Raw genomic sequence first — 22,833 nt, 5'->3', positions numbered from 1 at the left:
AGGGCAGGCGCGCGGGGGCGGGCCGATGTCCGACGTCACGCCGGATAGCATGGTCCGGTGAGTGAGACGCCGAGCGCAGTCCTGTGGGACATGGACGGAACCCTCGTCGACACCGAGCCGTACTGGATGACGGCCGAGACCCACCTGGTGGAGTCCTTCGGCGGCACGTGGACACATCAGGACGCCCTGCAGCTGGTGGGCAAGGGCCTGCTGGACAGCGCTGCCGTCCTGCAGGGCGCCGGCGTCGACATGGACGGCGAGGCCATCGTCCAGCACCTCACGGATCGGGTGCGCGAATCGCTCGGCACGCACGGCGTCCCGTTCCGTCCCGGTGCGCAGGAGCTGCTGAGGGACCTCAAGGATGCCGGCATCCCCACGGCACTCGTGACGATGTCGCTGCGCCGCATGGCCGAGGGCGTCGCCGAGTTCATCGAGTTCGACGCGTTCGAACTGATCGTCGCGGGAGACGACGTCGAGAACCCGAAGCCGCATCCCGAGCCGTACCTCCTCGGGGCGGCGCTGCTCGGCATCGACATCGAGCACGCCGTGGTGATCGAGGACTCGCCGACGGGCCTGCGTGCCGGCGTGGCCTCCGGAGCCGTCGCCCTCGGCGTCCCGCACATCCTGCCGCTCGACGATGCGGGCGCGCACGAGCTCTGGCCGACCCTGCACGGACGCTCCGCGCAGGACATCATCGCGCTCTACCGGGCGCATCGCACCACCCCGACGGAGACCCCTTCATGACCGATGCGCCCACCACCCGCCCGAGCGGACCGTTCCGCGCGGGCGACCGCGTGCAGCTGACCGGCCCGAAGGGGCGTCTGCACACCATCACGCTGCGCGCGGACGGCGAACTGCACACGCACCACGGGGTGCTGCGCCACGCCGACCTCATCGGTCAGCCGGACGGCACGGTCATCGCGAACAGCTCGGGACACGAATATCTGGCGTTGCGGCCGCTGCTGCGCGACTTCGCGATGTCGATGCCCCGTGGAGCGGCGATCGTGTACCCCAAGGACGCCGCGCAGATCGTCATGCAGGCGGACATCTTCCCGGGCGCGGTCGTCGTGGAGGCCGGCGTCGGCTCCGGTGCGCTGTCGCTCTCGCTGCTGCGCGCGATCGGCCCGGCGGGCACACTGGTGTCCTTCGAACGCCGGGAGGACTTCGCGGAAGTGGCCTCGGCGAACGTCGAGACGTTCTTCGGCGGCATCCCGGACACCTGGCGCGTCGTGGTCGGCGACCTCGTCGATGCCCTGCCCGCGGAACTGCCTGCCGGCGGCGTCGACCGCGTGGTCCTCGACATGCTGGCGCCGTGGGAGTGCATCGACGTCGTCGCCGAGGCACTGACCCCGGGCGGTGTCGTGCTCTGCTATGTCGCGACGGCGACCCAGCTGTCCCGCGTCGCCGAGTACCTCCGCGGCACCGGCCTGTTCACCGAGCCGGACGCCTCGGAGACCATGGTGCGCGGCTGGCACGTCGAGGGACTCGCGGTCCGTCCCGATCACCGGATGGTCGCGCACACCGGATTCCTCATCACGGCGCGCCGGCTGGCGCCCGGTGCGATCCCTCCCGAGGTCAAGCGCCGCGCGTCGAAGAGCAGCTACGGGGACGAAGACGTGGAACTCTGGACCCCCGGTGCCGTCGGCGACCGCGAGATCACCGACAAGAACCTGCGCAAGCGCGTCCGCGAGGCCGAGAAGGCCGCCGCAGGGGCGCGCATCGCCGCCGCGGCGCGCGAAACAGACCGGGCGACGGAATAGACTGGAGCGCGTGCGTAAAACGTCCGCTGCCATTGCCAGCCTCAGTCTCGCCGCCGTCGCCCTGACGGGGTGCACCGCAGCCCCGACCTTCGCCGGGGAGACCTGCGACCGCGCCTCCTCGACGAGCGGCATCGACGACGCCGTCACGGTGACCGGCGAGGTCGGCGTCGCCCCCGATGTCGAACTCTTCTCGCCGCTGCACGTCGAGACGACCTCGTACACGGACGTCGTCACGGGCGAGGGGACGCCGCTCACCTCGCCGCAGCAGCTCACGGTCCTCGACATCGCGCTGTACAACGGGACCACCGGCGATCAGGTCGTGCAGACCGAGTTCGACGGCGACCTCTCGCGGCTGTCGAACATCGCGTCCTGGACGCAGCAGATCCCCGGTATCGGCGAGGTGCTCGAGTGCGCGACGCCCGGCACGCGGATGGTCGCGGCGATCGCCCCGGCCGACTTCGGGGAGGCGGCGCTGAGCGGTTTCCAGCTGGACGAGGACACCACGGTCGTGGCCGTCATCGACGTGCTCGACACGCAGCTCGCCCGCGCCACCGGGGCGAAGCAGTTCAACAACGCCCGCAATCTCCCCACCGTCGTGCGCGCGGCGGACGGTCGACCCGGGATCATCGTCCCGGACGACGCCGCGCCGACCGAGCAGGTCGAGCAGCTCCTGATCAAGGGCGACGGCGAGCGCATCGACGAGGACACGAACGTCTGGGTGAACTACACCGCCGTGTCGTGGGACTCCAAGACGGTCAGCAGCACGACGTGGGACTCGAACCCCACCGCCGGCCTCGCTCAGGCCGCCCCCACGGTGGCCGAGGCCCTGATCGGTCAGACGGTCGGATCTCAGCTCCTGGTCGTCGTGCCGGCGGCCGAGGGCGCGGAAGCGACGGCGTACGTCGTCGACATCCTGGGCACCAGTCCCACGCCGGAGCAGTGATGGCGGTCCAGATCCCCGCGGAGGAGCGCCTGACGAACCTCGTCGTGGCGCTCATGGCCACGGAGATCGGACTCACCAAGCAGCAGATCCTCGACAACGTCTCGGGGTATCGACAGCGCGCGGATGCCGGAACCCGCGCCGACGCGCTGGAGAAGATGTTCGAGCGCGACAAGGACGAACTGCGTTCGCTCGGCGTCCCGGTCGAGACGATCGGCGACCCCTCCGACCCCAATGATCTGCGCGAAGCCCGGTACCGTATTCCGCAGGCGGAATACGACCTTCCCGGCGACATCGCCTTCACTCCCGCGGAGCTGGCCGTGCTGCAGCTGGCCGGCAGCGTCTGGAGCGCGGAGTCGATGTCGGGGGACGCGCAGGCCGGTGTGCGCAAGATCCGCGCGCTGGGTATCGACGGCGACGCGCCGATCATCGGCTTCGCGCCGCGCATCACGACGCGCGATCCCGCCTTCGGACCGCTCCAGGACGCGATCGAGGCGGGCCGCGTGGTGCGCTTCGACTACCTGAAACCGGGGGAGGAGTCCGCCCGGCGCCGCCGGGTCCGTCCTCTCGCCCTGGTGGACTACGAGGCGCGCTGGCACGTCTACGGCATCGACGCGGATGCCGAGGAGGAGCGGACGTTCCTGCTCAGCCGCATCGTGGGCGACGTGAAGCTCACGACCGAACGCTTCGATGCCGGGCTGCGCGACGGTGCCGGGGAACGCGCGATGGCCGGGCTCGAGGAGGTCGCCCGCCGCAATCGAGCCCTGCTCGAGGTGACGCCGGGCACCGAGGCGTCGCTGCGTCTCGGTCGCCGAGCGGTTCCGGCCGCGCAGGGCATCCACGTGCACTACGTCGATCGGCACATCCTCGCGGACGAGCTCGCGTCCTACGGGCCTGAGGTGCGCGTCGTGGAGCCCGACGATCTGCGCGACGAGGTGATCGCCCGGCTGCGTGCGCTCGTCGAGGCTCACGACGAGGTCGCCTCATGAGCGCCCGGCCCAAGCCGAAGCCGCTGCTCGCATCCGAACGGGTCCGGCTCTATTTGACTCTCGTGCCGTATCTGCTCGAACGCGGTCAGGTCTCGCTCGCCGAGGCCGCCGCCGAGTTCCAGGTCACCCCGGACGAGATGCGCGCCATGGTGGAGAAGCTCACGGTCATCGGTCTGCCCGGGGACTCCGGCTATTGGCAGCAGCCGCACGAGATGTTCGACATCGACTGGGACCTTCTCGACGAGCAGGACGTCATCGAGATCACCAACGACGTCGCGCTGCGCCGCGTGCCGCGCTTCACGGCGCGGGAGGCCGCCGCGCTGCTGGCCGGTCTGCAGATGGTCGCCGCCGTCCCCGAGGTGGCCGGATCCGGGCTGGTCTCCGGACTCATCGCGAAGCTGTCCCGCGGTGCCGCGGATGCACCGGCGGCCGTCGTGGTCGCGACGGACGCCGTCGACGAGGTACGAGAGGTCGTCTCCCGCGCGCTGCGCGACGGAGTGGCCGTGTCGTTCACGTACCAGGCACCGGACGCCGATGCCACGATCCGCACGGTCGACCCGGTTCAGGTACTGATCACGAACGGGCAGTGGTATCTGCAGGGATGGTGCCACACGCGCGAGGCGATGCGGACTTTCCACCTCGACCGCGTCAGCGCACCGCGGCTGACGGACATCGTCAGCACCCACCAGGACGACGCCGCCCCCGAGCCGTTCGTCGGAGGCACCGGCGCCGACGGGAACGTCACGGTGCGGGTGCCGACAGCCCTCCTGCCGCTGCTGGCTGGATTTCAGGCGGACGAGCCCGCATCGGGCGATGTGGCCCTCGCACGGATCCGTCTGGCCGATCCCCGCGGGATCCGTCGCCTGGCCGGCCGCTTCGGCGGACGCATGGAAGTGCTCAGCCCCGTCGTCGCTCGGACTGCGACCCGCGAATGGGCTGCGGCCGGACTCGCGCTCTACCATCGACCGGACGACGACGTCGCCGGTTAGACTATGACGAACCCCCGAACCGAGGAGACAACATGGCCGGCTTGACCGGATGGCACCTGCTCATCATCCTCGCTGTCATCCTGCTTCTTTTCGGCGCTGCGAAGCTGCCCGCGCTCGCGAAGAGCATGGGACAGTCCGCGCGCGTCTTCAAAGGCGAGATGAGCGCGATGAAGGAAGAGGACGCGGCGCGCAAGACAGAGACGACCGCGGCGGACGCCGAGACGCCCTCGGCATCCACGGCAACCGACAACGGAGCCGCGCCCGGCACTGATCGCACCACCTGACAGCGGTGTCGGAAGGTGTGACGTCCCCGCAGGGCGGGGACTCCGGTCGGCGTGACCGCAGGATGTCGCTGGGAGCCCATCTCGTCGAGCTGCGCAAGCGCCTGCTGATCTCGGCTGCGGCCCTGATCGTCGCGATGATCATCGCGTTCTTCATCTCGGACCCGATCATCGATTACATCGAGCAGCCGTTGACGACGGTAGAGGACGCGAAGAACGGGGGCGGGCTGACCGGCCTGACCTTCTCGTCGGTGACGTCGCCGTTCGACCTCCGGATGCGGATCGCCTTCTCGATCGGCATCTTCTTGGCGGCTCCCGTCTGGCTCTGGGAGCTGTGGGCGTTCTTGATGCCGGGCCTCACCCGCAAGGAGATCAAGTACACGCTCGGTTTCGTCGCTGCGGCCGTTCCGCTGTTCTTCGCGGGATGCTACGTCGCCACGTTCCTCGTCCCGCACGTGATCGAGCTCATGGCCACATTCACGCCCGAGGGCGGGAACAACCTCTACGACGCGTCCAAGTACTACGACTTCGTCTTCAAGCTGATGATCGTCGTGGGAATCGCGTTCGTGCTGCCGGTCTTCCTGGTGGCGCTGAACCTCGCCGGCATCATGTCCGGCAAGGCGATCCTCAAGGGCTGGCGGGTCGCGATCCTCCTCGCCACGATCTTCGCCGCGCTGACCACCCCGGCGGCGGACGTCGTCAGCATGCTGATCCTCGGTGGCATCCTCATCGTGCTGTTCTTCGCGGCGGCGCTGCTGTCGATGCTGTTCGACCGGCGCAAGCGCAAGAAGGACGCCGCCGCCGGTCTTCTGCCCGGGCAGGGAGCATGAGCAGCCCGGCCGATCGCTACGCGGCCGCGCGGGCCGCCGCGGATTCTCCGGAGACAGCGGCATTCGCGGCGCGGCAGGCGTTCGATCTCGATCCGTTCCAGCTGGCGGGCTGTCATGCGCTCGAACGCGGGCGCAGCGTGCTCGTCGCCGCCCCCACCGGCGCCGGAAAGACCATCGTGGGCGAGTTCGCGATCCACCTGGCGATGCGGACCCCGAACGAGAAGGCCTTCTACACGACGCCCATGAAGGCGCTGTCGAACCAGAAGTTCCGCGAGCTCACCGAGGTGTACGGCGCCGATCAGGTCGGTCTGCTCACGGGTGACACGAACATCAACGGCAATGCGCGCATCGTGGTCATGACGACCGAGGTGCTGCGCAACATGCTGTACGCGGATTCCGCAGCTCTCACCGATCTCCGGTACGTCGTGATGGACGAGGTGCACTACCTCGCCGACCGTTTCCGGGGTCCGGTGTGGGAAGAGGTCATCCTCCACCTGCCGTCCTCGGTGCGCCTGGTGTCCTTGAGCGCCACGGTGTCGAACGCCGAGGAGTTCGGCGACTGGCTGGACACCGTGCGCGGGGACACCGAGGTCATCGTGTCGGAGATCCGGCCCGTCCCGCTCGAGCAGCACGTGCTGGTGCGCGACGACCTGCTCCCGCTCTTCGACGACAGAGCCGGTATCGCGACCGCGCAGGTGAACCAGGAACTGCTGCGCATCCGGTCCTTCACCGGATCGCGCTACGAGAGCAATCGTCAGGCGCAGGGCTACGTCAGCAATCGGCACGCCGGCCGGCAGGCGCAGCGCCCGCCGCGCGGAGGGCGACGCCCCGTCCGGGCGGCGAACGCGCGTCGCATCGAGCGGATGGACCGTCCCGAGGTCGTGGCTCTCCTGGAGCGCTCGAACCTGCTGCCGGCGATCTTCTTCATCTTCAGCCGCATCGGGTGCGATGCCGCCGTCCAGCAGGTGAGCCGATCGGGCCTGCGCCTCACGACGGCCGAGGAACGAGCGGAGATCCGCGCGATCGTCGAGGAGCGCACCCGCGCGTTGCAGGACGAGGACCTGGGCGTCCTGGGCTTCTGGGAATGGCGCGAGAACCTCGAGCGCGGCGTCGCCGCCCACCACGCGGGGCTCCTGCCGGCGTTCAAGGAGATCGTGGAGGAGCTGTTCCGGCTCAAACTCGTCAAGGTCGTCTTCGCCACCGAGACTCTCGCTCTCGGCATCAACATGCCGGCGCGCACGGTCGTGCTGGAGAAGATGGAGAAGTTCAACGGCGAGGCCCGCGTCGCGATCACGTCGGGGGAGTACACCCAGCTCACCGGGCGGGCCGGACGCCGCGGCATCGACGTCGAGGGACACGCCGTCGTCCAGTGGACCGAGGGCATGGACCCGCAGGCCGTCGCCGCCCTCGCATCCCGCCGCACCTATCCGCTCAACTCCAGCTTCCGACCGACCTACAACATGGCGGTCAACCTCGTCGACCGCTTCGGGCGGGCGCGGGCGCGCGAGATCCTGGAGAGCTCGTTCGCGCAGTTCCAGGCCGACCGTGCCGTCGTGGGCCTCGCACGGCAGGTCCGCGAGGCGGAGTCCTCTCTCGAGGGCTACCTCACGGCCATGCAGTGCGAGCACGGCGACTTCGCCGATTACGCCGCCATCCGTCGCGAGCTCAGCGACCTGGAGAAGAAGAACCGCCAGGACGCGCATGGTCCGCGAAGTGTGCGCGAGAAGCGCATCAAGAAGATCGAGAGCCTGAGGCGCCGGATGCAGCGGCACGGCTGCAACACCTGCCCGGACCGCGAGAAGCACGCCCGATGGGGTGAGCGCTACTTCAAGCTCAAGCGCGAGACCGATCGCAAGCGCCGCCAGATCGAGACGCGCACCGGAACCGTGGCGCGGATCTTCGACCGCGTCCTCGAAGTGCTGGCCGCCCTGGACTACGTCACGGGCGCGGGCGACGAACTGGCGCTCACGGATGCCGGACGCACGATGCGCCGCATCTACGGAGAGCGCGACCTGCTGGTCGCCGAGAGCCTGCGTCAGGGACTGTGGAAGGGGCTCGACGCACCCGCCCTGGCGGCGATGGCGTGCTGCCTGGTGTATGAACCGCGTCGCGACGAGGCGAACACGGGGGAGCGGGGCCTCCCTCGCGGTGCATTCCGTGCGGCGTACGAGAAGACCACGGCCCTGTGGGCGCAACTGGACGATCTGGAGCAGGATCACCACCTCCCCGGCACCGAGCCGCTGGCCGCGGGACTCGCAGGAGCGATGCACGCGTGGGCCCGCGGCGGGATGCTCGACCGCGTGCTCGTCGACGCCGACATGGCGGCCGGCGACTTCGTCCGGTGGGCGAAGCAGACGATCGACCTGCTCGACCAGCTCTCCATCGTGGCGGATGACGCCGAGATCGCCCGGACCGCGCGGCGCGCCCTGGAGGGCGTCCGACGCGGCATCGTCGCCTACTCCGGGGTCTGAGCAGGATGCCGCATCCCGCCCCGCCGACGCGCCCGCGCGCGCTCCTGCCGCTGTGGCTGGCCGTCCCGGTCGCCGCCGCGGCCGGATGGCTCATGGATCTGTCCTACCCGGAGGTGGGAGCATGGATCCTCGCCTTCCCGGCCGTCGGGCTGCTGCTCGTCGCGCTGATCGGACGTCGCGCCGGCGGCGCGCTGCTGGTCGGCCTGGTGTACGGCGCGGTGTTCTTCCTCCTGCTCGTGTCCTGGACCTCGCGCTACCTGGGACCGATCCCGTGGGTCGCCCTCTCAGGGCTCGAGGCGCTGCTGACCGCCATCGCGGCGATCCCGATCGCGCTGGCCTACCGCTGGATGCCGCGCGCCTTCCCCGGCACGGTCGCACGCCTGGTGGCGCTGCCGGCCACCGTGGGGGCGCTCTGGGTCGGTCGAGAGCTGCTGCTGGGCACCTGGCCGTACGGCGGCTTCCCCTGGGCGCGGATCGGCATGAGCCAGTCCGAGAGCCCGCTGGCGCCGCTCGCCTCGTGGGTCGGCGTGAGCGGACTGAGCTTCCTCATCGTCTTCGTCGTGGCGATGCTCGTCGAGGTCATCCGGCTGCGTCTGTGGCGCAGGCCCGTGCGGCTCCTGGCTCCGGTCGCACTGATCGCGGTGCTGCTCCTGGTCCCGGCGTTCCCCACGACGGCAGCCGGCGACCTGAGGATCGGCGCCGTCCAGGGCAACGGCCCCACCGGATACTTCGATATGCGCGAGCCGTATTCGGTGATCGACGCTCAGACCGATGCATCACGACCGCTGTACGGCGAGGACATCGACCTGCTCGTGTGGCCGGAGGGATCGGTCGACGGCGACCCCTTCCAGAGCGCGAATCTCGCCCGGCGGATGACCCTCGTGGCAAACCGCGCCGACGCACCGCTGCTCGCGAACGCCGCCACCGAGCGCGACGGGCAGTACTTCAACACCTCGATGCTGTGGCAGCAGGACGGCACTGCCGCGCAGACCCACGACAAGCGGCATCCGGTGCCCTTCGGCGAGTACGTGCCGGACCGCGCCTTCTACAACGCGATCGTGCCGGATCTGATCGGCCTGCTGCAACGCGAGTACACGCCGGGAACGAACCCGCCGATCATGGACGTCGACGGCGTCGCGATCGGACTGGCGATCTGCTTCGACGTGATCTACGACGACGTGATCCGTGAAGGAGTGACCGGGGGAGCGCAGGTGCTCGTCTTCCAGACCAACAACGCCGACTTCCGCGGGACCGACGAGAACCTCCAGCAGCTGGCGTTCGCCCGGATGCGGGCGATCGAGACGGGGCGCTCCGTGGTGAACATCTCCACGGTCGGGACGAGCCAGATCATCCGGCCGGACGGTTCCACCGTCTCGTTCCTGGACGCCGATGAGGCCGGAGCCATGCTCGAGGATGTCGAGCTGCGCTCCGGCCTCACGGCAGGGGTCGTCCTGGGTCCCTGGGTGCAGCAGGTGCTGCTGTGGGGTGGGCTCGCGGCGCTCGTGTTCGGGTGGTGGAGCGCACGCCGACGCGCTTAGGCGCCGATCTTCTCGCGGGTGGGGTCCTCACCGGCGCCGCGACGGGCCCGGAGGAATGCGAGGCGCTCCTCCAGGAGCTCCTCGAGTTCGGCGCGCGTACGGCGCTCCATCAGCATGTCCCAGTGGGTGCGTGCGGCCTTCTCGTCGTTCTCCTCGAGCGTGACGGACTTGCCGTCGACCTGCAGCAGGGCGTCGGCGCCGCAGGAGCGGCACTCCCACGTCTGCGGGGGCTCGGCATCCGCCGCGAACATCAGGGTCGTGACGTGTCCGCACGCGTCACAGGTGTAGGTGGTCTCACGGCGCTCCATGAACACGACGCCCTCTTCGCTCTGTAGGCTCTGGGCGCCGAGTCGGATGCCGCGCAGGCTGCGATCTGCCATTGTGTGGTCCTCTCGTCGCTCTCAGGTATAACGCTCGGACCTGTGCGCTTACTCCACGGCGGTGATTTCTCGGCGCTTTTCACAGTGGAATCCCAGCCGTCCGTGCTTCACGCGGAGCTCAGGGCTCTGACGGCGACATCTGCCCTGTCGGTGACGATGCCGTCGGCGCCTGCGTCGACCAACCGCCGCATGTCCGCCGCATCGTTCACGGTCCAGACGTGGACCTCGACACCGGCCCGGTGCGCGGCGCGGACGAGGGACGGGACGAAGACCCGGATAGGGCCCTGCCGCTCCGGGATCTGCACCGCGTCGACGCCGTCCAGGAGACGGCGGGGAAGGAAGCGGACTGCGGCGAGCAGGCGCAGCGCGATGATCGTACCGCGCCCCGCGGACACCGCCGGACGCAGCTCGGCTCCGGCGGCGATGGCCGCCTCCACGGCACGCCGCCGACGCGCGTCCGAGAAGCTCGTGAGCAGCACCCGATGCGCGTGCGCGGCGATGACGGCGCCGAGCGGCTTCGCCGCCGCGTCCGTCTTGACGTCGATGTTGAACCGCGATTCGGGGAACCCGGTGAGAGCCTCGGCGACTGTCATCAGTCCTCCGTGCGGCGCGAGGAGCTCCGCGAGCTCCCGCGTGCGCACTTCGGCGACGGGGCGCGGGTCGCCGAAAAGCCGCTCGAGAGTCTCGTCGTGGAACAGCACCGCGTCGCCGTCGGAGGTGACCCGGCAGTCCGTCTCGATGTAGGCAGCGCCGGCCGCGCGCGCCGCGGCGAACGCGGCCGCCGTGTTCTCCCACACGGCCGAGTCCTCGTCCGCCGACGGCAGACCGCGATGAGCGAGGACTCGCGGGTGAGGCGTGCCGATGAAGTACGGGTGGGTCACGCGCCGGGCGTGCTCGACGGCGGCGGGCCCTGGCGCGGAGTGAACGCGCTGCCGATTCCCTTGAGCGCCTCGGTGAGCTCGCTCGGGACGATCCACAGCTTGCTCGACGGGCTCTCGCTGATCTTCGGCAGCATCTGGAGGTACTGGTAAGCGAGGAGCTTGTCGTCCGGGCGGCCCTGGTGGATGGCGTCGAAGACGTTCTGAATGGCCTCCGCCTCACCCTGGGCGCGCAGCACCGCGGCCTGCTTGTCACCCTCGGCCTGGAGGATCGCGGCCTGACGCTGACCCTCGGCCTCGAGGATCTGGGACTGCTTGGATCCCTCGGCGGTGAGGATCGCGGCGCGCCGATCCCGCTCGGCGCGCATCTGCTTCTCCATCGAGTCCTGGATCGAGATGGGCGGGTCAATCGCCTTCAGTTCGACGCGGCCGACGCGGATGCCCCACTTTCCGGTCGCCTCGTCGAGGACGACGCGGAGCTGGCCGTTGATGTTGTCGCGGCTGGTCAGCGCCTCCTCGAGGTTCAGTCCACCGACGACGTTTCGCAGCGTCGTCGTGGTCAGCTGCTCGACGGCGCCGAGGTAGTTCGCGATCTCGTAGGTCGCCGCGCGGGCGTCCGTGACCTGGAAGTACACGACCGTGTCGATCGAGACGACGAGGTTGTCCTCCGTGATCACGGGCTGCGGCGGGAACGAGACGACCTGCTCGCGCATGTCGATCAGTGGCCGGAGACGGTCGATGAACGGAACCAGGATGTTCAGACCGGGAGTGAGCGTCTTGTGGTACCGGCCGAGTCGTTCGACGATGCCGGCGGTGGCCTGCGGGATGATCCGGATCGATCGCGCGACCGTCACCACCACGAAGATGATGACGGCGATCGCGAGGATCCATCCGATCGCGGCCGGGATGAACGAGTCGTCCACTGTCACTCCTACTGTTCGATTGCGGGACGTACGACGGCGATCGCACCGTTGATGGCACTCACGATCACGGGGGATCCCTGCGGGATCGGCGTCGTGCTCGCGCTCCGGGCCGTCCAGGTGTCACCGTTGGCGAGCTTCGCCTGTCCGGTGATCTGCGTGATGTCCGACAGCGCGACGCCGCGCAGGTCGATCAACGCCTCGACGTTGGATTTCACGGGGTCCTCGCCGCGATGCAGTCGTCTGAGCAGCGGCGGGCGCAGGAAGAGGATGAACAGGGCTGCGGCGAGAGCGGCCGCCAGCACCTGGACCCACACGGGCACTCCCACGAGGTCGGTGACCAGACCGACCGTGCTTCCGAGCGCGAGCATCAGGAAGGTGAAGTCGAGCGAGAGCATCTCGATCACGAGGAAGGTCGCGATCAGGACCAGCCAGCCGATCCAGGCCCACTGGTCCACCAGTTCGACGAACGTGGAGAAACCGTCCATGCGCCCACCCTCCTTCGCCGTCAACCTATCACGCGAGGTGACGGGGGAGGGGAGGGCGCGATTGGTAGGCTGGACCGGCCGCGCGAACGCGGCTGCCCTCGCATCACAAGGAGTCATCGTGACCGACGTTCTGCCCGCAGGTTCTCTCACCGGCAAGGTCGCGCTCGTGACCGGCTCGTCGCGCGGCATCGGCGCAGACACCGTCCGCTACTTCGCCGAGGCAGGGGCCGATGTCGTCATCAACTTCCGCAACAAGGCGCCCCGCGCCGAGAAGCTCGCGGCCTCGCTGCGCGAACTCGGCAGGCGTGCGCTGGTAGTGGGGGCGGACCTCACGGACCCGGCATCCGTCGCCGACATGTTCGAGAAGGTCCGCGCCGAGTTCGGCCGCCTCGACATCCTCGTCCTGAACGCCTCGGGCGGGATGGAGTCGGGCATGGCCGAGGACTACGCGCTGCTGCTGAACCGGGACGCGCAGCTGAGCGTGCTGAACGCCGCGCTGCCGCTGCTGGGCGAGGGATCGCGCGTCGTGTTCGTGACGAGCCATCAGGCCCACTTCATCCGCACCACCCCGACGATGCCGGAGTACGAGCCCGTCGCGCTCTCCAAGCGCGCGGGTGAAGATGCGCTGCGCGAGCTCATCCCGTCGCTCGCCGAGAAGGGGATCGGGTTCACGATCGTCTCCGGCGACATGATCGAGGGCACCATCACGGCGACGCTGCTCGAACGCGCGAACCCCGGCGCCATCTCGGCGCGTCGTGAGGACGCCGGCAAGCTCTACAACGTCGCCGAGTTCGCGGCGGAGGTCGCTCGCGCGGCCCTGGACCCGGTGCCCGCCGACAACACTCGCCTCGTCGGCGACACATCCTCTTTCATCGCGGAGTGAGGATCAACGAAGGGCCCCGCCTGCAACGCAGACGGGGCCCTTCGGGCGAGCGGGCGACTCAGCTGAGCTCGGTCCTCAGCTCCTCGGTGATCTCCGTGGCGTCCTTGCCGATCGTGATGGCGCGGATGATCTGGACGATGCCGATGACGATGAGCGTGATGCCGAGGATCCACCACAGCACGAGTGCGGCGAACAGCGGCGAGAAGATCACGACCAGACCGCCGATGATGCTGATGATCGCGTAGGTGATCGTCCAGCCCTTGGATGCTGCCTGATTGAGCAGCGTGAGCGAGACGATGCCGTCGACGATCCAGCTGACGCCGATGAAGATCACGACGATGACCGCGAGGACCGCTGTCGTCGCCGCGATGTTCGCGAACGCGACGACGCCCGCGACGATGTAGAGCAGTCCGAGCACGACGTGGCCGACTCGCGCCCATCCGCCCTTCGTCGCGGAGAACAGACCGAGTCCGATGTACACCAGACCGGCGATCACGAGGTAGAGGGCGAGGATCCAGGTGAGGACGCCGGCGGACTTGCCCGGCCAGACCAGCAGAAGGATGCCGACGACGAGCGCGATCACGCCGGAGACGGCGAGGGCGACGCGGAGGGACGTGAAGGCGGATTTTGCTTCGGATGTTGCGTCCGACATGATGTGTGCCTTTCTGAGAAGAACCTGTGAAGGTCGTGCCTCAGCGTAGCGCTCCCACGCGGCACGGGGGAGAGGCGCACGCCTGTGCCGTCATCTTCCTTCACGCGAGGTCATGGCACGGTGTCGGCGGCTCGTGGAAGGATCGTGTCGTGGACGACGCAGAGGAACGACGACGGCGAGAGCTCGTCCTGATGCGCCGTGTGCGCGACCGGATCGATCGCGAGTACGCGCGGCCGCTGGATGTCGAGTCGCTGGCGCGCGGCGTCCACATGTCCTCGGGGCATGTGAGCCGGCTGTTCAAGCAGACCTACGGCGAATCGCCGTACTCGTATCTCATGACGCGCCGCATCGAGCGCGCCATGGCGCTGCTACGACGCGGAGACCTCACCGTGACCGAGGTCTGCTTCGCGGTGGGCTGCTCGTCGCTGGGCACCTTCAGCACGCGCTTCACCGAGCTCGTCGGTGTGCCGCCGAGCCGGTATGCGGCCGAGGCGCCGGATGTCTCCGGCATCCCGAACTTCCATCTCAAGCAGGTCGCCAGACCCATCAGGAATCAAGAAGCGGCGCGCCGTCCGGTGCTTCTAGGGTGAAGCCATGAACATCACGATCCATTACGCGTTCCTGCCGCACACGGACGCCGAGGCAGCCCTCGGCTTCTATCGCGACGCCCTCGGATTCGAGGTGCGCAACGACGTCGGCTACGAGGGCCTGCGCTGGCTCACCGTCGGACCGGTCGGACAGCCGGAGACGTCTGTCGTGCTGCATCCGCCCGCGACCGACCCCGGCATCACCGAGGAGGAGCGTCAGACGATCCTCGGGCTGATCGCCAAGGGCAGCTATGCGGCGCTCACGCTCGCCGTCGACGACGTCGACGCGCTGTTCGAACATCTCGCCGGAACCGGAGCGGACGTCGTGCAGGAGCCCATGGACCAGCCCTATGGCGTGCGGGACTGCGCCTTCCGCGATCCTGCGGGCAACCTCCTCCGTATCAATCAGGCCGCCTGACCAGAAGGACATCGATGACCGACCAGCTCCATGCCGCAGACGCGCACGACCTGATCCGCGTGCGGGGTGCACGCGAGAACAACCTCAGGGACGTCAGCGTCGACATCCCGAAGCGCCGGCTCAGTGTGTTCACCGGCGTGTCCGGATCCGGCAAGAGCTCGCTGGTGTTCGACACGATCGCCGCTGAATCGCGCCGCCTGATCGACGAGACGTACAGCGCCTTCGTCCAGGGGTTCATGCCCTCGGTTCCGCGGCCCGACGTGGATGTGCTGGAGGGGCTGACGACCGCGATCATCGTGGACCAGGAGCGCCTGGGTGCGAACCCGCGTTCGACCGTCGGGACCGTCACGGATGCGAACGCCATGCTGCGGATCCTGTTCAGCAAACTGGGCCGGCCGCACATCGGCGGTCCGACGGCCTTCTCGTTCAACATCCCGACCCAGAAGGCCAGCGGCGTCATGACCGGCCCCGGCGGCGAGAAGAAGATCGTCAAGGACGCGATCTACCTCGGCGGCATGTGCCCCCGTTGCGAGGGCAGGGGAGCGGTGTCCGATCTGGACCTCGCGCAGATCGTCGACGAGTCGAAGTCGCTCGACGAGGGCGCGATCATGGTGCCGGGGTACACGGCCGACGGCTGGATGGTGAAGGGCTTCTCGCAGTCCGGCTTCTACCCGGCGGACAAGCCGATCGCGGAGTTCAGCGAGAAGCAGCGTCACCTGTTCCTCTACGGGGAGGTGACCAAGGTCAAGATCAGCGGGATCAACATGACCTACGAGGGGCTCATCCCGAAGATCACGAAGGCCATGCTCTCCAAGGACCTCGACGCGCTGCAGCCCCACATCCGCGCGTTCGTCGAGCGGGTCGCGACGTTCAAGACCTGTCCGGAATGCGACGGCACGCGTCTGACGGAGGGCGCCCGATCGTCCCTGATCGACGGGATCAGCATCGCCGACGCGTGTCGTATGCAGGTCACCGACCTGGCGGCGTGGATCCGCGGACTGGATCTTCCCGAGGCCGGCCCGCTGCTCGGGGCCCTGCGCGCGAACCTCGATGCCTTCGTGACGCTCGGCCTCGGCTACCTGAGCCTGGAGCGGCCGAGCGGCACTCTGAGCGGGGGAGAGGCGCAGCGGATCAAGATGCTCCGCCACCTCGGCTCCTCGCTGACGGACGTCACGTACGTGTTCGACGAGCCCACGATCGGTCTGCATCCGCATGACATCCAGCGCATGAACTCGCTGCTGCTGCAGCTGCGCGACAAGGGGAACACAGTGCTCGTGGTCGAGCACAAGCCGGAGACGATCGCGATCGCGGATCACGTGGTGGACCTCGGGCCCGGAGCCGGGCATGCCGGCGGGACCATCTGCTTCGAGGGCACGATCGAGGGGTTGCGCGCGAGCGGCACGCTGACCGGCACTCATCTCGACGACCGCGCAGCCCTGAAGGATGCCGTGCGCGAGCGCACCGGGGTGATCGAGGTCCGCGGTGCCGACGCCAACAACCTGCAGAACGTGGATGTCGACATCCCGACCGGCGTGCTCACGGTCGTGACCGGCGTGGCGGGTTCCGGGAAGAGCTCGCTGATCCACGGATCGGTCACGCCGCGTGAGGGCGTCATCGCGATCGACCAGGGCGCGATCAAGGGATCGCGCCGCAGCAACCCCGCGACCTACACCGGACTGCTGGAGCCGATCCGCAAGGCGTTCGCAAAGGCCAACGGCGTCAAGCCCGCCCTGTTCAGCGCGAACTCCGAAGGTGCGTGTCCGACGTGCAAGGGCTCGGGTGTCATCATCACCGAGCTCGGCTTCATGGACACGATCGAGACGCCGTGCGAGGACTGCGGGGGAAAGCGGTTCCAGGCCGCGGTGCTGGACTACAAGCTCGGCGGCAAGGACATCACCGAGGTACTCGACCTTCCGGTGGCCGAGGCGCGGGAGTTCTTCTCATCGGGGGAGGCGAAGATCCCGGCCGCCATGGCGATCCTCGGTCGTCTCGAGGACGTCGGCCTCGGCTATCTCTCGCTCGGGCAGCCGCTGTCGACGCTGTCCGGCGGGGAGCGGCAGCGCGTCAAGCTGGCGATCCAGATGGGGGAGAAGGGGGACGTGTACGTCCTCGACGAGCCGACCACGGGTCTTCATCTGGCCGATGTGCAGACGATCCTCGGGCTGCTGGACCGGCTGGTGGATGCCGGGAAGACCGTGATCGTGATCGAGCATCACCAGGCGGTGATGGCTCACGCCGACTGGATCATCGACATAGGCCCCGGCGCCGGGCACGACGGCGGCCGAGTGGTGTACGAGGGGACACCCGCCGATCTCGTTGCCGACAGGTCGACGCTCACCGGCCAGCACCTGGCGGAGTACGTCGCCTGATCAGCTGGAGCCGAGAATGAGGTTCTTCAGATCCCGCAACGCGCCGATCCGATAGGTCGCCTGCGAGAAGTCCTGTGTCGCGGTGAAGGCGTTGTCGACGACGGCGCAGTCGATTCCGGCGGCGACGGCGGAACGCAGACCGCGCGCGGAATCCTCGACCACGAGCGCCTCCGTCGGGCTGGCCCCGAACCGTGCGAGAGCAGTCAGGTACGGTTCGGGGTGGGGTTTGGCGTGCACGTAGTCGTCGCGGACCAGGATGAAGTCCATGAAGCGTGTGATCGCGTCCTCGGAGTGGATGAGGTCGAAGTCACTGCGTCTCGACGTCGTGACGATGGCCAGGCGTGCGACCTTCACCAGGTCGGCGAGGGCGTCGACGACCCCATCGATCGCGATGCTCTCGGTGCGCAGATACTCCTCGTAGAGCGCATCACGCATGCGCCGCTGACGCGCGATGGTCTGCTCGTCGACACCGGCGGCCTTCGCCTGGTGCCAGGTGCCGAGCCCGTGCGCCATGTCGCGAAGATACTGATCGAGATCCAACCGCACCCCGATCTCGGCCAGGGCGCGTTCGCCCGCACGGTAGTACCAGTACTCGGTGTCGACGAGGACGCCGTCGTGGTCGAAGAGGATGTACTTCTTCATCCGATCCGGTCGCTCTACCCGTCGCGACGCGCGACGATCGTGTACGTGCAGGGCACGAGATCGCGTTCGGCCTCCGGCCAGGCAAAGCCGCCCTCGACCTCGACCATGCGGGAGCTGAAGCGCCAGGGGAGCACCCGGCCCTCGTCGAAGTGGAGCAGGCGCAGACCGGAGCGCAGGAGCGCGCCCAGGATCTCCGACAGGGGATGCGGCCACTCGTACGTGCGGGGATGCGCGACGGTCCCTGGTCCGGCGTACGTGGACTCGTCGTCCCAGCGTTGCGCCCGGCCGTCGCCGAAGTAGGGGTACCGGGTCGTCAGCTCCGCGGCGTTCTCGTCCAACGCGTACAGTGCGGGATGTCCGTCCCGGATGAAGAAGGTTCCGCCCGGCCGCAGCAGGGCATGGACCTGTGCGGCCCAGCGGTCGAGGTCGTCGAGCCAGGTGATCGTGCCGATGCTGGTGTAGACGACGTCGAAGTCGCCGGGGACCGCGGCACGTGCGTCGAGGACGTCGCTCTCGATCCACGTCACGTCCGCGCCGGATCGCTCGGCGAAACGCGCCGCCGTCTCCAGCGCGGAGCGCGAGAAGTCGACACCCGTGACGCGCGCTCCGGCGCGCGCGAGCGACACGGTGTCCGTCCCGATGTGGCACTGCAGATGGCAGACGTCCAGGCCCGCGAGGTCATCCTGCTCAAGGAACGAGCGGAGGACCGGAAGATCGTGCCGGACGACGTCGCTGAGGTGGTCAGGGTCGTCGAAACGTTCGAGGCCATACGACTTCTCGTGCAGCGCGACGCGATCCTCCCAGTTCTCCAGATTGGCCTGGCGCGCGGCCTCCCAGTCGATCTCGACGTTCACGCCGTTCGCGGTCGCCGAACGATCGTCGAGGTCGACGGGAAAGAGCTCCGTGCGCGCGATGACCCGGTCACGCTCGTCGGCCAGCTCCTGGCGGCGCGGATCCGCGAGGAAGGCGTCGAGAGCGTCCTGGTCGGGAAACGTATAGATCTGGACTTCGTGCGGACTGTCCGAACCGCCGTCGCCGAACGCACGCTGCACGAGTTCGGCGCCGTGCGAGCCGAGCAGTCCGATCACGGCATCCTCGTAAGTCTTCATGTCGGCGACCCGGCCGTCGCGCGCCCAGAGCAGACAACAGAGTGACACGGCGCGAGAACGGGGCATTCCTCGATCATGCCAGGTGGATGGGCGGTGCTGATGAGCCGGCCGGCCTGGCGGAGATGCGCGTGCTCAGTGGAATGTACTGATATCCGATAATGCACATTATGTCAGATGAAAACGCGTTTGTGCGCCCGGCTGCTCCCCTGGCACGGACGGCCTCAGGAGGCCGCCCCGCCGTCCCATCAGGATTCCGGCGCCGTCCTGCATCGCGGACTTGACTGTCGCTGTGGTTCCGCGTGCTGGCTACCTGTCAGACGTTCGCGAGTTGGGATCGGCCCCGATCAGCCTGATCGCGAACTCCGTCTCTGCTTCGTCATCGTTGGTGACGAACACCTCATACGGACGGCCCTTGTTATGGTCAGCAACCCACTCGATGACCTCGAAGATGTCGCGCGCATCGTAGAGATGCCACGCTTCCAAGTTCCAGGCATAGCCCGGGGCAGGTTCGTGCCAGATGTTCACTCGATATAGAGGACGCTCGATCGGGAAGGACGACGTGCTCACGTCGCAAGCTGCGGCTCTCACTCCACAACCATAGGTTCTCCTCCCCTGCCTCTCGCTCAGAGCCGGCGAACCATCATCAGCGAGCGACCATGGACGCTCTCGCCGACGACGACCCCGCTGTCTTCGAATCCGAGCTTCTCCAGCACCCGGAGAGACGCGGCGTTCCAGTCCCAGACACTCGCCCGGATCCGGTGGTAGCCGGCCTGACGCGCCCACCCCAGAACTGCCGCGCCGGCCTCGGTCGCGTAACCGCGGTTGTGCTCGGCCCGGAGGATCTCGAACGCCAGTTCGGGTTCCTCGGGATTCCCCTTCCCCGCGACGACCAGGCCGCAGTATCCGATCACGGCGGATGTCTCTCGTCGCTCCATGGTGAGCAGGCCCGGCCCGGGACCGCTGCCGCGGTCGCGGATCTGCCGGACGATGTCATCGACGGTCGGGTGGCCGGAGGGGGCGATGCGCCGGTGAGGCGGAACGCGTTCATCCCGCTCCGTCCACAATTGGCGGAACACGGCAGCGTCGGACTCATGCTGACGTCGCAGCAGCAGACGCTCCGTGTCCATGGCGTCGAGCGCAGCATCCGAGAGCATGGGCCGATTCTGGCACGACGAGCCAGGAGAACGGCCGGTGATCCTCCCTCGCGGAGGCCTACTGCTCGGGAGCTTCCTGCAGGGCGCGGACCTCGATGCGGCACTGCAGCGCGGTCGACGCCTGCGTCGCCCAGTCGACGGCTGCCGCGTCATCGGCCGCCTCGATCACCCAGAAGCCTCCGACGTACGACTCCGCGGCGACGAACGGATCCTCGAGCACGGTCGTCTGCCCGGATGACGCGTCGACCGTCTTCGCGGTGGAGGGCGGGTTGAGGCCGCCGGCGAACAGGAAAGCGCCGGCGTCCTTCAGGGCGGTGTTGAACGCGTCGACGGCGGTGATCACGGCCGCGAACTCGGCCGGGTCGAACTCCTGCATCGATTCCATCGTCGGCTCGGTGGCGGTGTCGTGTGGCACGGTCAGGAAGTACTGAGTCATGATCGATCCTTTCGTCCGGGGACCCGATGTCCCCTCTCACCTCTACGTCGAACGATCGAACCGGATATCGACACCGGACCCGAATCGATCACGAATCCGCTCTGTAGCGGGCCAGGAACAGGTCGACGGCGCCGTCGACACTCGGGGTGTCGTCGTCCTCCGTGCCCAGCATCCGGGCGTTCAACGGCGCGCCGATCACGAGCCAGGTGAACTGCTCGGCCGCCTCTTCGGGATCGTCGAGCCGCAGACGCCCGGCGTCCGCGAGATCCCCCAACGCGTGCGCGAGGTTGCGGATGTTGCTCCGCCAGCTCTGATCCAGGTACATTCCGGCGACGTCGGGGTGACTGTCGGCTTCGGCCGTCACCAGCTTCCGCATGGCCATGACCGGCGGGCTCAGGATGCCGCGACGCATCGTCTGCGCCAAGTCGATGAGGCCGGACCTCGTGTCCGCACTCCCCCGCAGCTCGTCTAGCGCGGGACGCATCGCATCCCGTCCAGCGGCCGCCCAGTTCTCGACGACGGCCGCGTACAACGCGCTCTTGGACGAGTGCTCGCGATAGAGCGACGCTTTCGAGATCCTGGCGCGCGTGGCGATCTCCTCCATGGACGCGCCGGCATACCCCTTCTCCAAGAAGACCTCGCGCGCCTCGGCCAGCAGGTCTGCGCCGGTGAGGCCGCTCGGACGTCCCCGGCTCCGTCGTGCAGTCATCATGATCACCACTTTAGTACTTGACAGTTCTCAATCAGGTATGTACTTTGAGTACCGCAGGGTACTTAAAGGAGAGTTCTCATGGTCTTCCTCGGAATCGCGATCGCCACACTCGTCTCGTTCGTCGTCTCGGCGCTGCTGTACGCCGTACCTGCCGTGTCGGCGACCATCTCGCGCGGAAGCACTCCGCGGCCCGGGCTCTCGACCGCCGTCCAGATCGGCTCGGTCGCAGTGCGCAGCCTGATCGCAGCCTGCCTCGTCGCCGGCCTGATGCTGGCCGCACCGTGGCACGGTCCCGCCTCCGGTGCCCTGCTCGGCCTCAGCCTTTCGGCTCTGCCGTTGATCCTGCTGATGGGCGGTGTCGTGCATGAGAACACCGGTCTGGACGTGGCGGGCATCCACCTGCTCGACTGGGTCGTCAAGCTCGTCCTGATCGGGACCATCATCGGAATCTTCGTCTAGCGAGAACGAACAGGAGAACTGAGATGAGCACTCCCACTCCCCTCGACATCACCTTCACCGCGACGCTGGGAAAGGTGCGCGAAGGCGACACCTGGACCTGCGTCCAACTCCCCGAATCAGCACGCATCTTCGGCACACGCGGGCTGGTGAAGGTGGCCGGCACCGTCGACGGCGAGCCGTTCCGTGGCGCCTTTATGGCACTCGGTGACGGAACGCACAAGCTCCCCATCGCCGCAGCCGTCCGCAAGCGGATCGGTCGCACCGATGGCGACGAGGTGACCGTGCACCTCACGCAGCGCCTGAACTGATCGTCGCGGCCCAGCGTGCGCCCGTAGGCTGAGGACGTGCTGATCTGGATCAACGGCGCGTTCGGTGCAGGAAAGACGCACACCGCCTTCGAACTCCTGCGACGCATTCCCGGTGCGCACGTCGCGGACCCGGAGCTGATCGGCTTCGCGCTGCACCGGATGCAGCCGCCCGCGTCACGGCGTGACTTCCAGGATCTTCCGCAATGGCGTTCGTCGGTCGTGGAGACGCTGCATCAGGTCGAGCGCGCGCATCCGGGCCCGGTGATCGTGCCCATGACCATCGTCGAGACCGACTACTTCGAGGAGATGATCGGCGGTCTGCGCGTACGTGGGGTCGATGTCCGTCACTACGCGCTGCAGGCCCGGCCCGACACGCTTCGGGAACGCCTCAGCACGCGCATCGCCTTCCTCCGCACCGGAGCGAGACGCGAGACCTGGGCCATGCAGCAGATCCCGCGCTGCGTGGCCGCTCTGCGGCAGGAGTCCTTCGCCACGCACGTTCCGACCGATGACCGGACCACGGATCAGGTCGTCGAATGGATCGCTCGGGATGCCGGTCTCGTGCTCGAACGGCCGCGGCTGAGCCGGTGGCGATACCAGTTTCGGCGGCTGGGCGTCGGCATCCAGCACATCCGGTGAG

General features: G+C 68.3%; 27 protein-coding genes. 16 read left to right on the top strand and 11 right to left on the bottom strand.

The features are described 5' to 3' along the window. The first annotated feature begins 57 nt into the window (after nt 1-57). The 9 genes from KYX17_RS04810 to lnt all read left to right on the top strand — a co-directional run bounded on the left by KYX17_RS04810 (nt 58) and on the right by lnt (nt 9,798). Complete coding sequence (locus tag KYX17_RS04810; RefSeq protein WP_308220836.1) at nt 58-744, top strand: HAD family phosphatase; 687 nt, start codon at nt 58-60, stop codon at nt 742-744. Continuing rightward, a complete protein-coding gene (locus KYX17_RS04805) occupies nt 741-1,760 on the top strand; it encodes a tRNA (adenine-N1)-methyltransferase (protein WP_243225734.1) in 1,020 nt (339 codons plus the stop codon). The genes KYX17_RS04810 and KYX17_RS04805 overlap by 4 nt, the downstream gene beginning before the upstream one ends. Nucleotides 1,761-1,770: 10 nt before the next feature. Then, nucleotides 1,771-2,703 (top strand): hypothetical protein, encoded by a 933-nt coding sequence (locus tag KYX17_RS04800; protein WP_243225733.1) that lies wholly within the window; start codon nt 1,771-1,773, stop codon nt 2,701-2,703. Further along, on the top strand, nt 2,703-3,689 hold the full coding sequence (locus KYX17_RS04795) for a YafY family protein (RefSeq protein WP_243225731.1): 987 nt from the start codon (nt 2,703-2,705) through the stop codon (nt 3,687-3,689). Before KYX17_RS04800 ends, KYX17_RS04795 begins: the two co-directional genes overlap by 1 nt. Next, a complete protein-coding gene (locus tag KYX17_RS04790; RefSeq protein WP_243225730.1) occupies nt 3,686-4,678 on the top strand; it encodes a YafY family protein in 993 nt (330 codons plus the stop codon). The genes KYX17_RS04795 and KYX17_RS04790 overlap by 4 nt, the downstream gene beginning before the upstream one ends. Nucleotides 4,679-4,710: 32 nt before the next feature. Continuing rightward, a complete protein-coding gene (gene tatA, locus KYX17_RS04785; RefSeq protein ID WP_243225729.1) occupies nt 4,711-4,962 on the top strand; it encodes a twin-arginine translocase TatA/TatE family subunit in 252 nt (83 codons plus the stop codon). 62 nt (nt 4,963-5,024) lie between these two features. Beyond that, the gene (gene tatC, locus KYX17_RS04780) at nt 5,025-5,789 is read left to right on the top strand and encodes a twin-arginine translocase subunit TatC (RefSeq protein WP_243225728.1); all 765 of its coding nucleotides are present in this window, start codon (nt 5,025-5,027) and stop codon (nt 5,787-5,789) included. Further along, nucleotides 5,786-8,260, top strand: a complete 2,475-nt coding sequence (locus KYX17_RS04775; RefSeq protein ID WP_243225727.1) for an RNA helicase — start codon at nt 5,786-5,788, stop codon at nt 8,258-8,260. Before tatC ends, KYX17_RS04775 begins: the two co-directional genes overlap by 4 nt. A gap of 5 nt (nt 8,261-8,265) precedes the next feature. Next, nucleotides 8,266-9,798 carry an apolipoprotein N-acyltransferase gene (gene lnt / locus KYX17_RS04770; protein ID WP_243225726.1) on the top strand — a complete coding sequence of 511 codons (1,533 nt, stop codon included), beginning with the start codon at nt 8,266-8,268 and terminating at the stop codon, nt 9,796-9,798. Here the strand turns inward: lnt and KYX17_RS04765 are convergent. From KYX17_RS04765 to KYX17_RS04750, 4 genes are all read right to left on the bottom strand, one after another. Beyond that, nucleotides 9,795-10,178, bottom strand: a complete 384-nt coding sequence (locus KYX17_RS04765) for an RNA polymerase-binding protein RbpA (RefSeq protein WP_243225725.1) — start codon at nt 10,176-10,178, stop codon at nt 9,795-9,797. The two genes, lnt and KYX17_RS04765, sit on opposite strands and share 4 nt — an antisense overlap. A gap of 107 nt (nt 10,179-10,285) precedes the next feature. After that, nucleotides 10,286-11,059, bottom strand: a complete 774-nt coding sequence (locus KYX17_RS04760) for a glycerophosphodiester phosphodiesterase family protein (protein WP_243225724.1) — start codon at nt 11,057-11,059, stop codon at nt 10,286-10,288. Beyond that, nucleotides 11,056-11,979, bottom strand: a complete 924-nt coding sequence (locus KYX17_RS04755; protein WP_243225723.1) for an SPFH domain-containing protein — start codon at nt 11,977-11,979, stop codon at nt 11,056-11,058. The genes KYX17_RS04760 and KYX17_RS04755 overlap by 4 nt, the downstream gene beginning before the upstream one ends. An 8-nt stretch (nt 11,980-11,987) precedes the next feature. Beyond that, on the bottom strand, nt 11,988-12,464 hold the full coding sequence (locus KYX17_RS04750; protein WP_243225722.1) for an NfeD family protein: 477 nt from the start codon (nt 12,462-12,464) through the stop codon (nt 11,988-11,990). Nucleotides 12,465-12,582: 118 nt separating this feature from the next. Between KYX17_RS04750 and KYX17_RS04745 the strand changes: the two genes are divergently transcribed. Continuing rightward, entirely contained in the window at nt 12,583-13,347 is a 765-nt protein-coding gene (locus tag KYX17_RS04745) for an SDR family oxidoreductase (RefSeq protein WP_243225721.1), read from the top strand. A gap of 58 nt (nt 13,348-13,405) precedes the next feature. Here the strand turns inward: KYX17_RS04745 and KYX17_RS04740 are convergent, their stop codons facing one another. Continuing rightward, nucleotides 13,406-13,999: an HdeD family acid-resistance protein gene (locus tag KYX17_RS04740; protein WP_243225720.1), complete on the bottom strand. Its 594-nt coding sequence runs from the start codon at nt 13,997-13,999 to the stop codon at nt 13,406-13,408. A 191-nt stretch (nt 14,000-14,190) separates the two neighbouring features. Between KYX17_RS04740 and KYX17_RS04735 the strand changes: the two genes are divergently transcribed. The 3 genes from KYX17_RS04735 to KYX17_RS04725 are packed head-to-tail and all read left to right on the top strand — an operon-like array spanning nt 14,191 to nt 17,373. Beyond that, complete coding sequence (locus tag KYX17_RS04735; protein WP_243226179.1) at nt 14,191-14,589, top strand: helix-turn-helix transcriptional regulator; 399 nt, start codon at nt 14,191-14,193, stop codon at nt 14,587-14,589. 4 nt (nt 14,590-14,593) lie between these two features. Further along, nucleotides 14,594-15,004, top strand: a complete 411-nt coding sequence (locus tag KYX17_RS04730; RefSeq protein ID WP_243225719.1) for a VOC family protein — start codon at nt 14,594-14,596, stop codon at nt 15,002-15,004. Between the two features lie 14 nt (nt 15,005-15,018). Then, nucleotides 15,019-17,373 (top strand): excinuclease ABC subunit UvrA, encoded by a 2,355-nt coding sequence (locus KYX17_RS04725; RefSeq protein ID WP_243225718.1) that lies wholly within the window; start codon nt 15,019-15,021, stop codon nt 17,371-17,373. Here KYX17_RS04725 and KYX17_RS04720 read toward each other — a convergent pair whose 3' ends face one another. The 6 genes from KYX17_RS04720 to KYX17_RS04695 form a co-directional block, all read right to left on the bottom strand. After that, nucleotides 17,374-18,015: an HAD family phosphatase gene (locus tag KYX17_RS04720; protein WP_243225717.1), complete on the bottom strand. Its 642-nt coding sequence runs from the start codon at nt 18,013-18,015 to the stop codon at nt 17,374-17,376. It abuts the gene before it with no gap. Nucleotides 18,016-18,029: 14 nt separating this feature from the next. Beyond that, on the bottom strand, nt 18,030-19,124 hold the full coding sequence (locus tag KYX17_RS04715; RefSeq protein ID WP_243225716.1) for a bifunctional 2-polyprenyl-6-hydroxyphenol methylase/3-demethylubiquinol 3-O-methyltransferase UbiG: 1,095 nt from the start codon (nt 19,122-19,124) through the stop codon (nt 18,030-18,032). A 306-nt stretch (nt 19,125-19,430) separates the two neighbouring features. Next, on the bottom strand, nt 19,431-19,691 hold the full coding sequence (locus KYX17_RS04710; protein ID WP_243225715.1) for a hypothetical protein: 261 nt from the start codon (nt 19,689-19,691) through the stop codon (nt 19,431-19,433). 56 nt (nt 19,692-19,747) lie between these two features. Further along, on the bottom strand, nt 19,748-20,278 hold the full coding sequence (locus KYX17_RS04705; protein ID WP_243225714.1) for a GNAT family N-acetyltransferase: 531 nt from the start codon (nt 20,276-20,278) through the stop codon (nt 19,748-19,750). A 58-nt stretch (nt 20,279-20,336) separates the two neighbouring features. Continuing rightward, a complete protein-coding gene (locus KYX17_RS04700) occupies nt 20,337-20,714 on the bottom strand; it encodes a YciI family protein (protein ID WP_243225712.1) in 378 nt (125 codons plus the stop codon). A gap of 88 nt (nt 20,715-20,802) precedes the next feature. Further along, nucleotides 20,803-21,426 (bottom strand): TetR/AcrR family transcriptional regulator, encoded by a 624-nt coding sequence (locus tag KYX17_RS04695; protein ID WP_243225711.1) that lies wholly within the window; start codon nt 21,424-21,426, stop codon nt 20,803-20,805. 78 nt (nt 21,427-21,504) lie between these two features. Here KYX17_RS04695 and KYX17_RS04690 point away from each other — a divergent pair, with 78 nt between their 5' ends. From KYX17_RS04690 to KYX17_RS04680, 3 genes are read left to right on the top strand one after another with little or no spacing between them, the layout of a single operon-like run. Beyond that, nucleotides 21,505-21,885, top strand: a complete 381-nt coding sequence (locus tag KYX17_RS04690; protein ID WP_243225710.1) for a DUF1761 family protein — start codon at nt 21,505-21,507, stop codon at nt 21,883-21,885. A gap of 23 nt (nt 21,886-21,908) precedes the next feature. Next, a complete protein-coding gene (locus tag KYX17_RS04685) occupies nt 21,909-22,193 on the top strand; it encodes a DUF1905 domain-containing protein (RefSeq protein ID WP_243225708.1) in 285 nt (94 codons plus the stop codon). Between the two features lie 36 nt (nt 22,194-22,229). Then, a complete protein-coding gene (locus tag KYX17_RS04680) occupies nt 22,230-22,832 on the top strand; it encodes an AAA family ATPase (RefSeq protein WP_243225706.1) in 603 nt (200 codons plus the stop codon). Nucleotide 22,833: the final 1 nt, after the last annotated feature.

This window comes from Microbacterium sp. CIAB417, from assembly GCF_022788845.1.
The sequence above is the reverse complement of the archived record's forward strand: the minus strand, read 5'-3'. Positions and strand labels throughout refer to the sequence as shown.

What these genes read in the sequence shown, in the direction of transcription:
- KYX17_RS04805 (WP_243225734.1), top strand. Translation starts at nt 741, where the DNA reads ATGACCGATGCGCCCACCACCCGCCCGAGCGGACCGTTCCGCGCGGGC.
- KYX17_RS04795 (WP_243225731.1), top strand. Translation starts at nt 2,703, where the DNA reads ATGGCGGTCCAGATCCCCGCGGAGGAGCGCCTGACGAACCTCGTCGTG.
- KYX17_RS04790 (WP_243225730.1), top strand. Translation starts at nt 3,686, where the DNA reads ATGAGCGCCCGGCCCAAGCCGAAGCCGCTGCTCGCATCCGAACGGGTC.
- tatA (WP_243225729.1), top strand. Translation starts at nt 4,711, where the DNA reads ATGGCCGGCTTGACCGGATGGCACCTGCTCATCATCCTCGCTGTCATC.
- tatC (WP_243225728.1), top strand. Translation starts at nt 5,025, where the DNA reads ATGTCGCTGGGAGCCCATCTCGTCGAGCTGCGCAAGCGCCTGCTGATC.
- KYX17_RS04775 (WP_243225727.1), top strand. Translation starts at nt 5,786, where the DNA reads ATGAGCAGCCCGGCCGATCGCTACGCGGCCGCGCGGGCCGCCGCGGAT.
- lnt (WP_243225726.1), top strand. Translation starts at nt 8,266, where the DNA reads ATGCCGCATCCCGCCCCGCCGACGCGCCCGCGCGCGCTCCTGCCGCTG.
- KYX17_RS04765 (WP_243225725.1), bottom strand. Translation starts at nt 10,178, where the DNA reads ATGGCAGATCGCAGCCTGCGCGGCATCCGACTCGGCGCCCAGAGCCTA.
- KYX17_RS04750 (WP_243225722.1), bottom strand. Translation starts at nt 12,464, where the DNA reads ATGGACGGTTTCTCCACGTTCGTCGAACTGGTGGACCAGTGGGCCTGG.
- KYX17_RS04740 (WP_243225720.1), bottom strand. Translation starts at nt 13,999, where the DNA reads ATGTCGGACGCAACATCCGAAGCAAAATCCGCCTTCACGTCCCTCCGC.
- KYX17_RS04735 (WP_243226179.1), top strand. Translation starts at nt 14,191, where the DNA reads ATGCGCCGTGTGCGCGACCGGATCGATCGCGAGTACGCGCGGCCGCTG.
- KYX17_RS04730 (WP_243225719.1), top strand. Translation starts at nt 14,594, where the DNA reads ATGAACATCACGATCCATTACGCGTTCCTGCCGCACACGGACGCCGAG.
- KYX17_RS04725 (WP_243225718.1), top strand. Translation starts at nt 15,019, where the DNA reads ATGACCGACCAGCTCCATGCCGCAGACGCGCACGACCTGATCCGCGTG.
- KYX17_RS04720 (WP_243225717.1), bottom strand. Translation starts at nt 18,015, where the DNA reads ATGAAGAAGTACATCCTCTTCGACCACGACGGCGTCCTCGTCGACACC.
- KYX17_RS04715 (WP_243225716.1), bottom strand. Translation starts at nt 19,124, where the DNA reads ATGAAGACTTACGAGGATGCCGTGATCGGACTGCTCGGCTCGCACGGC.
- KYX17_RS04705 (WP_243225714.1), bottom strand. Translation starts at nt 20,278, where the DNA reads ATGCTCTCGGATGCTGCGCTCGACGCCATGGACACGGAGCGTCTGCTG.
- KYX17_RS04700 (WP_243225712.1), bottom strand. Translation starts at nt 20,714, where the DNA reads ATGACTCAGTACTTCCTGACCGTGCCACACGACACCGCCACCGAGCCG.
- KYX17_RS04695 (WP_243225711.1), bottom strand. Translation starts at nt 21,426, where the DNA reads ATGATGACTGCACGACGGAGCCGGGGACGTCCGAGCGGCCTCACCGGC.
- KYX17_RS04690 (WP_243225710.1), top strand. Translation starts at nt 21,505, where the DNA reads ATGGTCTTCCTCGGAATCGCGATCGCCACACTCGTCTCGTTCGTCGTC.
- KYX17_RS04685 (WP_243225708.1), top strand. Translation starts at nt 21,909, where the DNA reads ATGAGCACTCCCACTCCCCTCGACATCACCTTCACCGCGACGCTGGGA.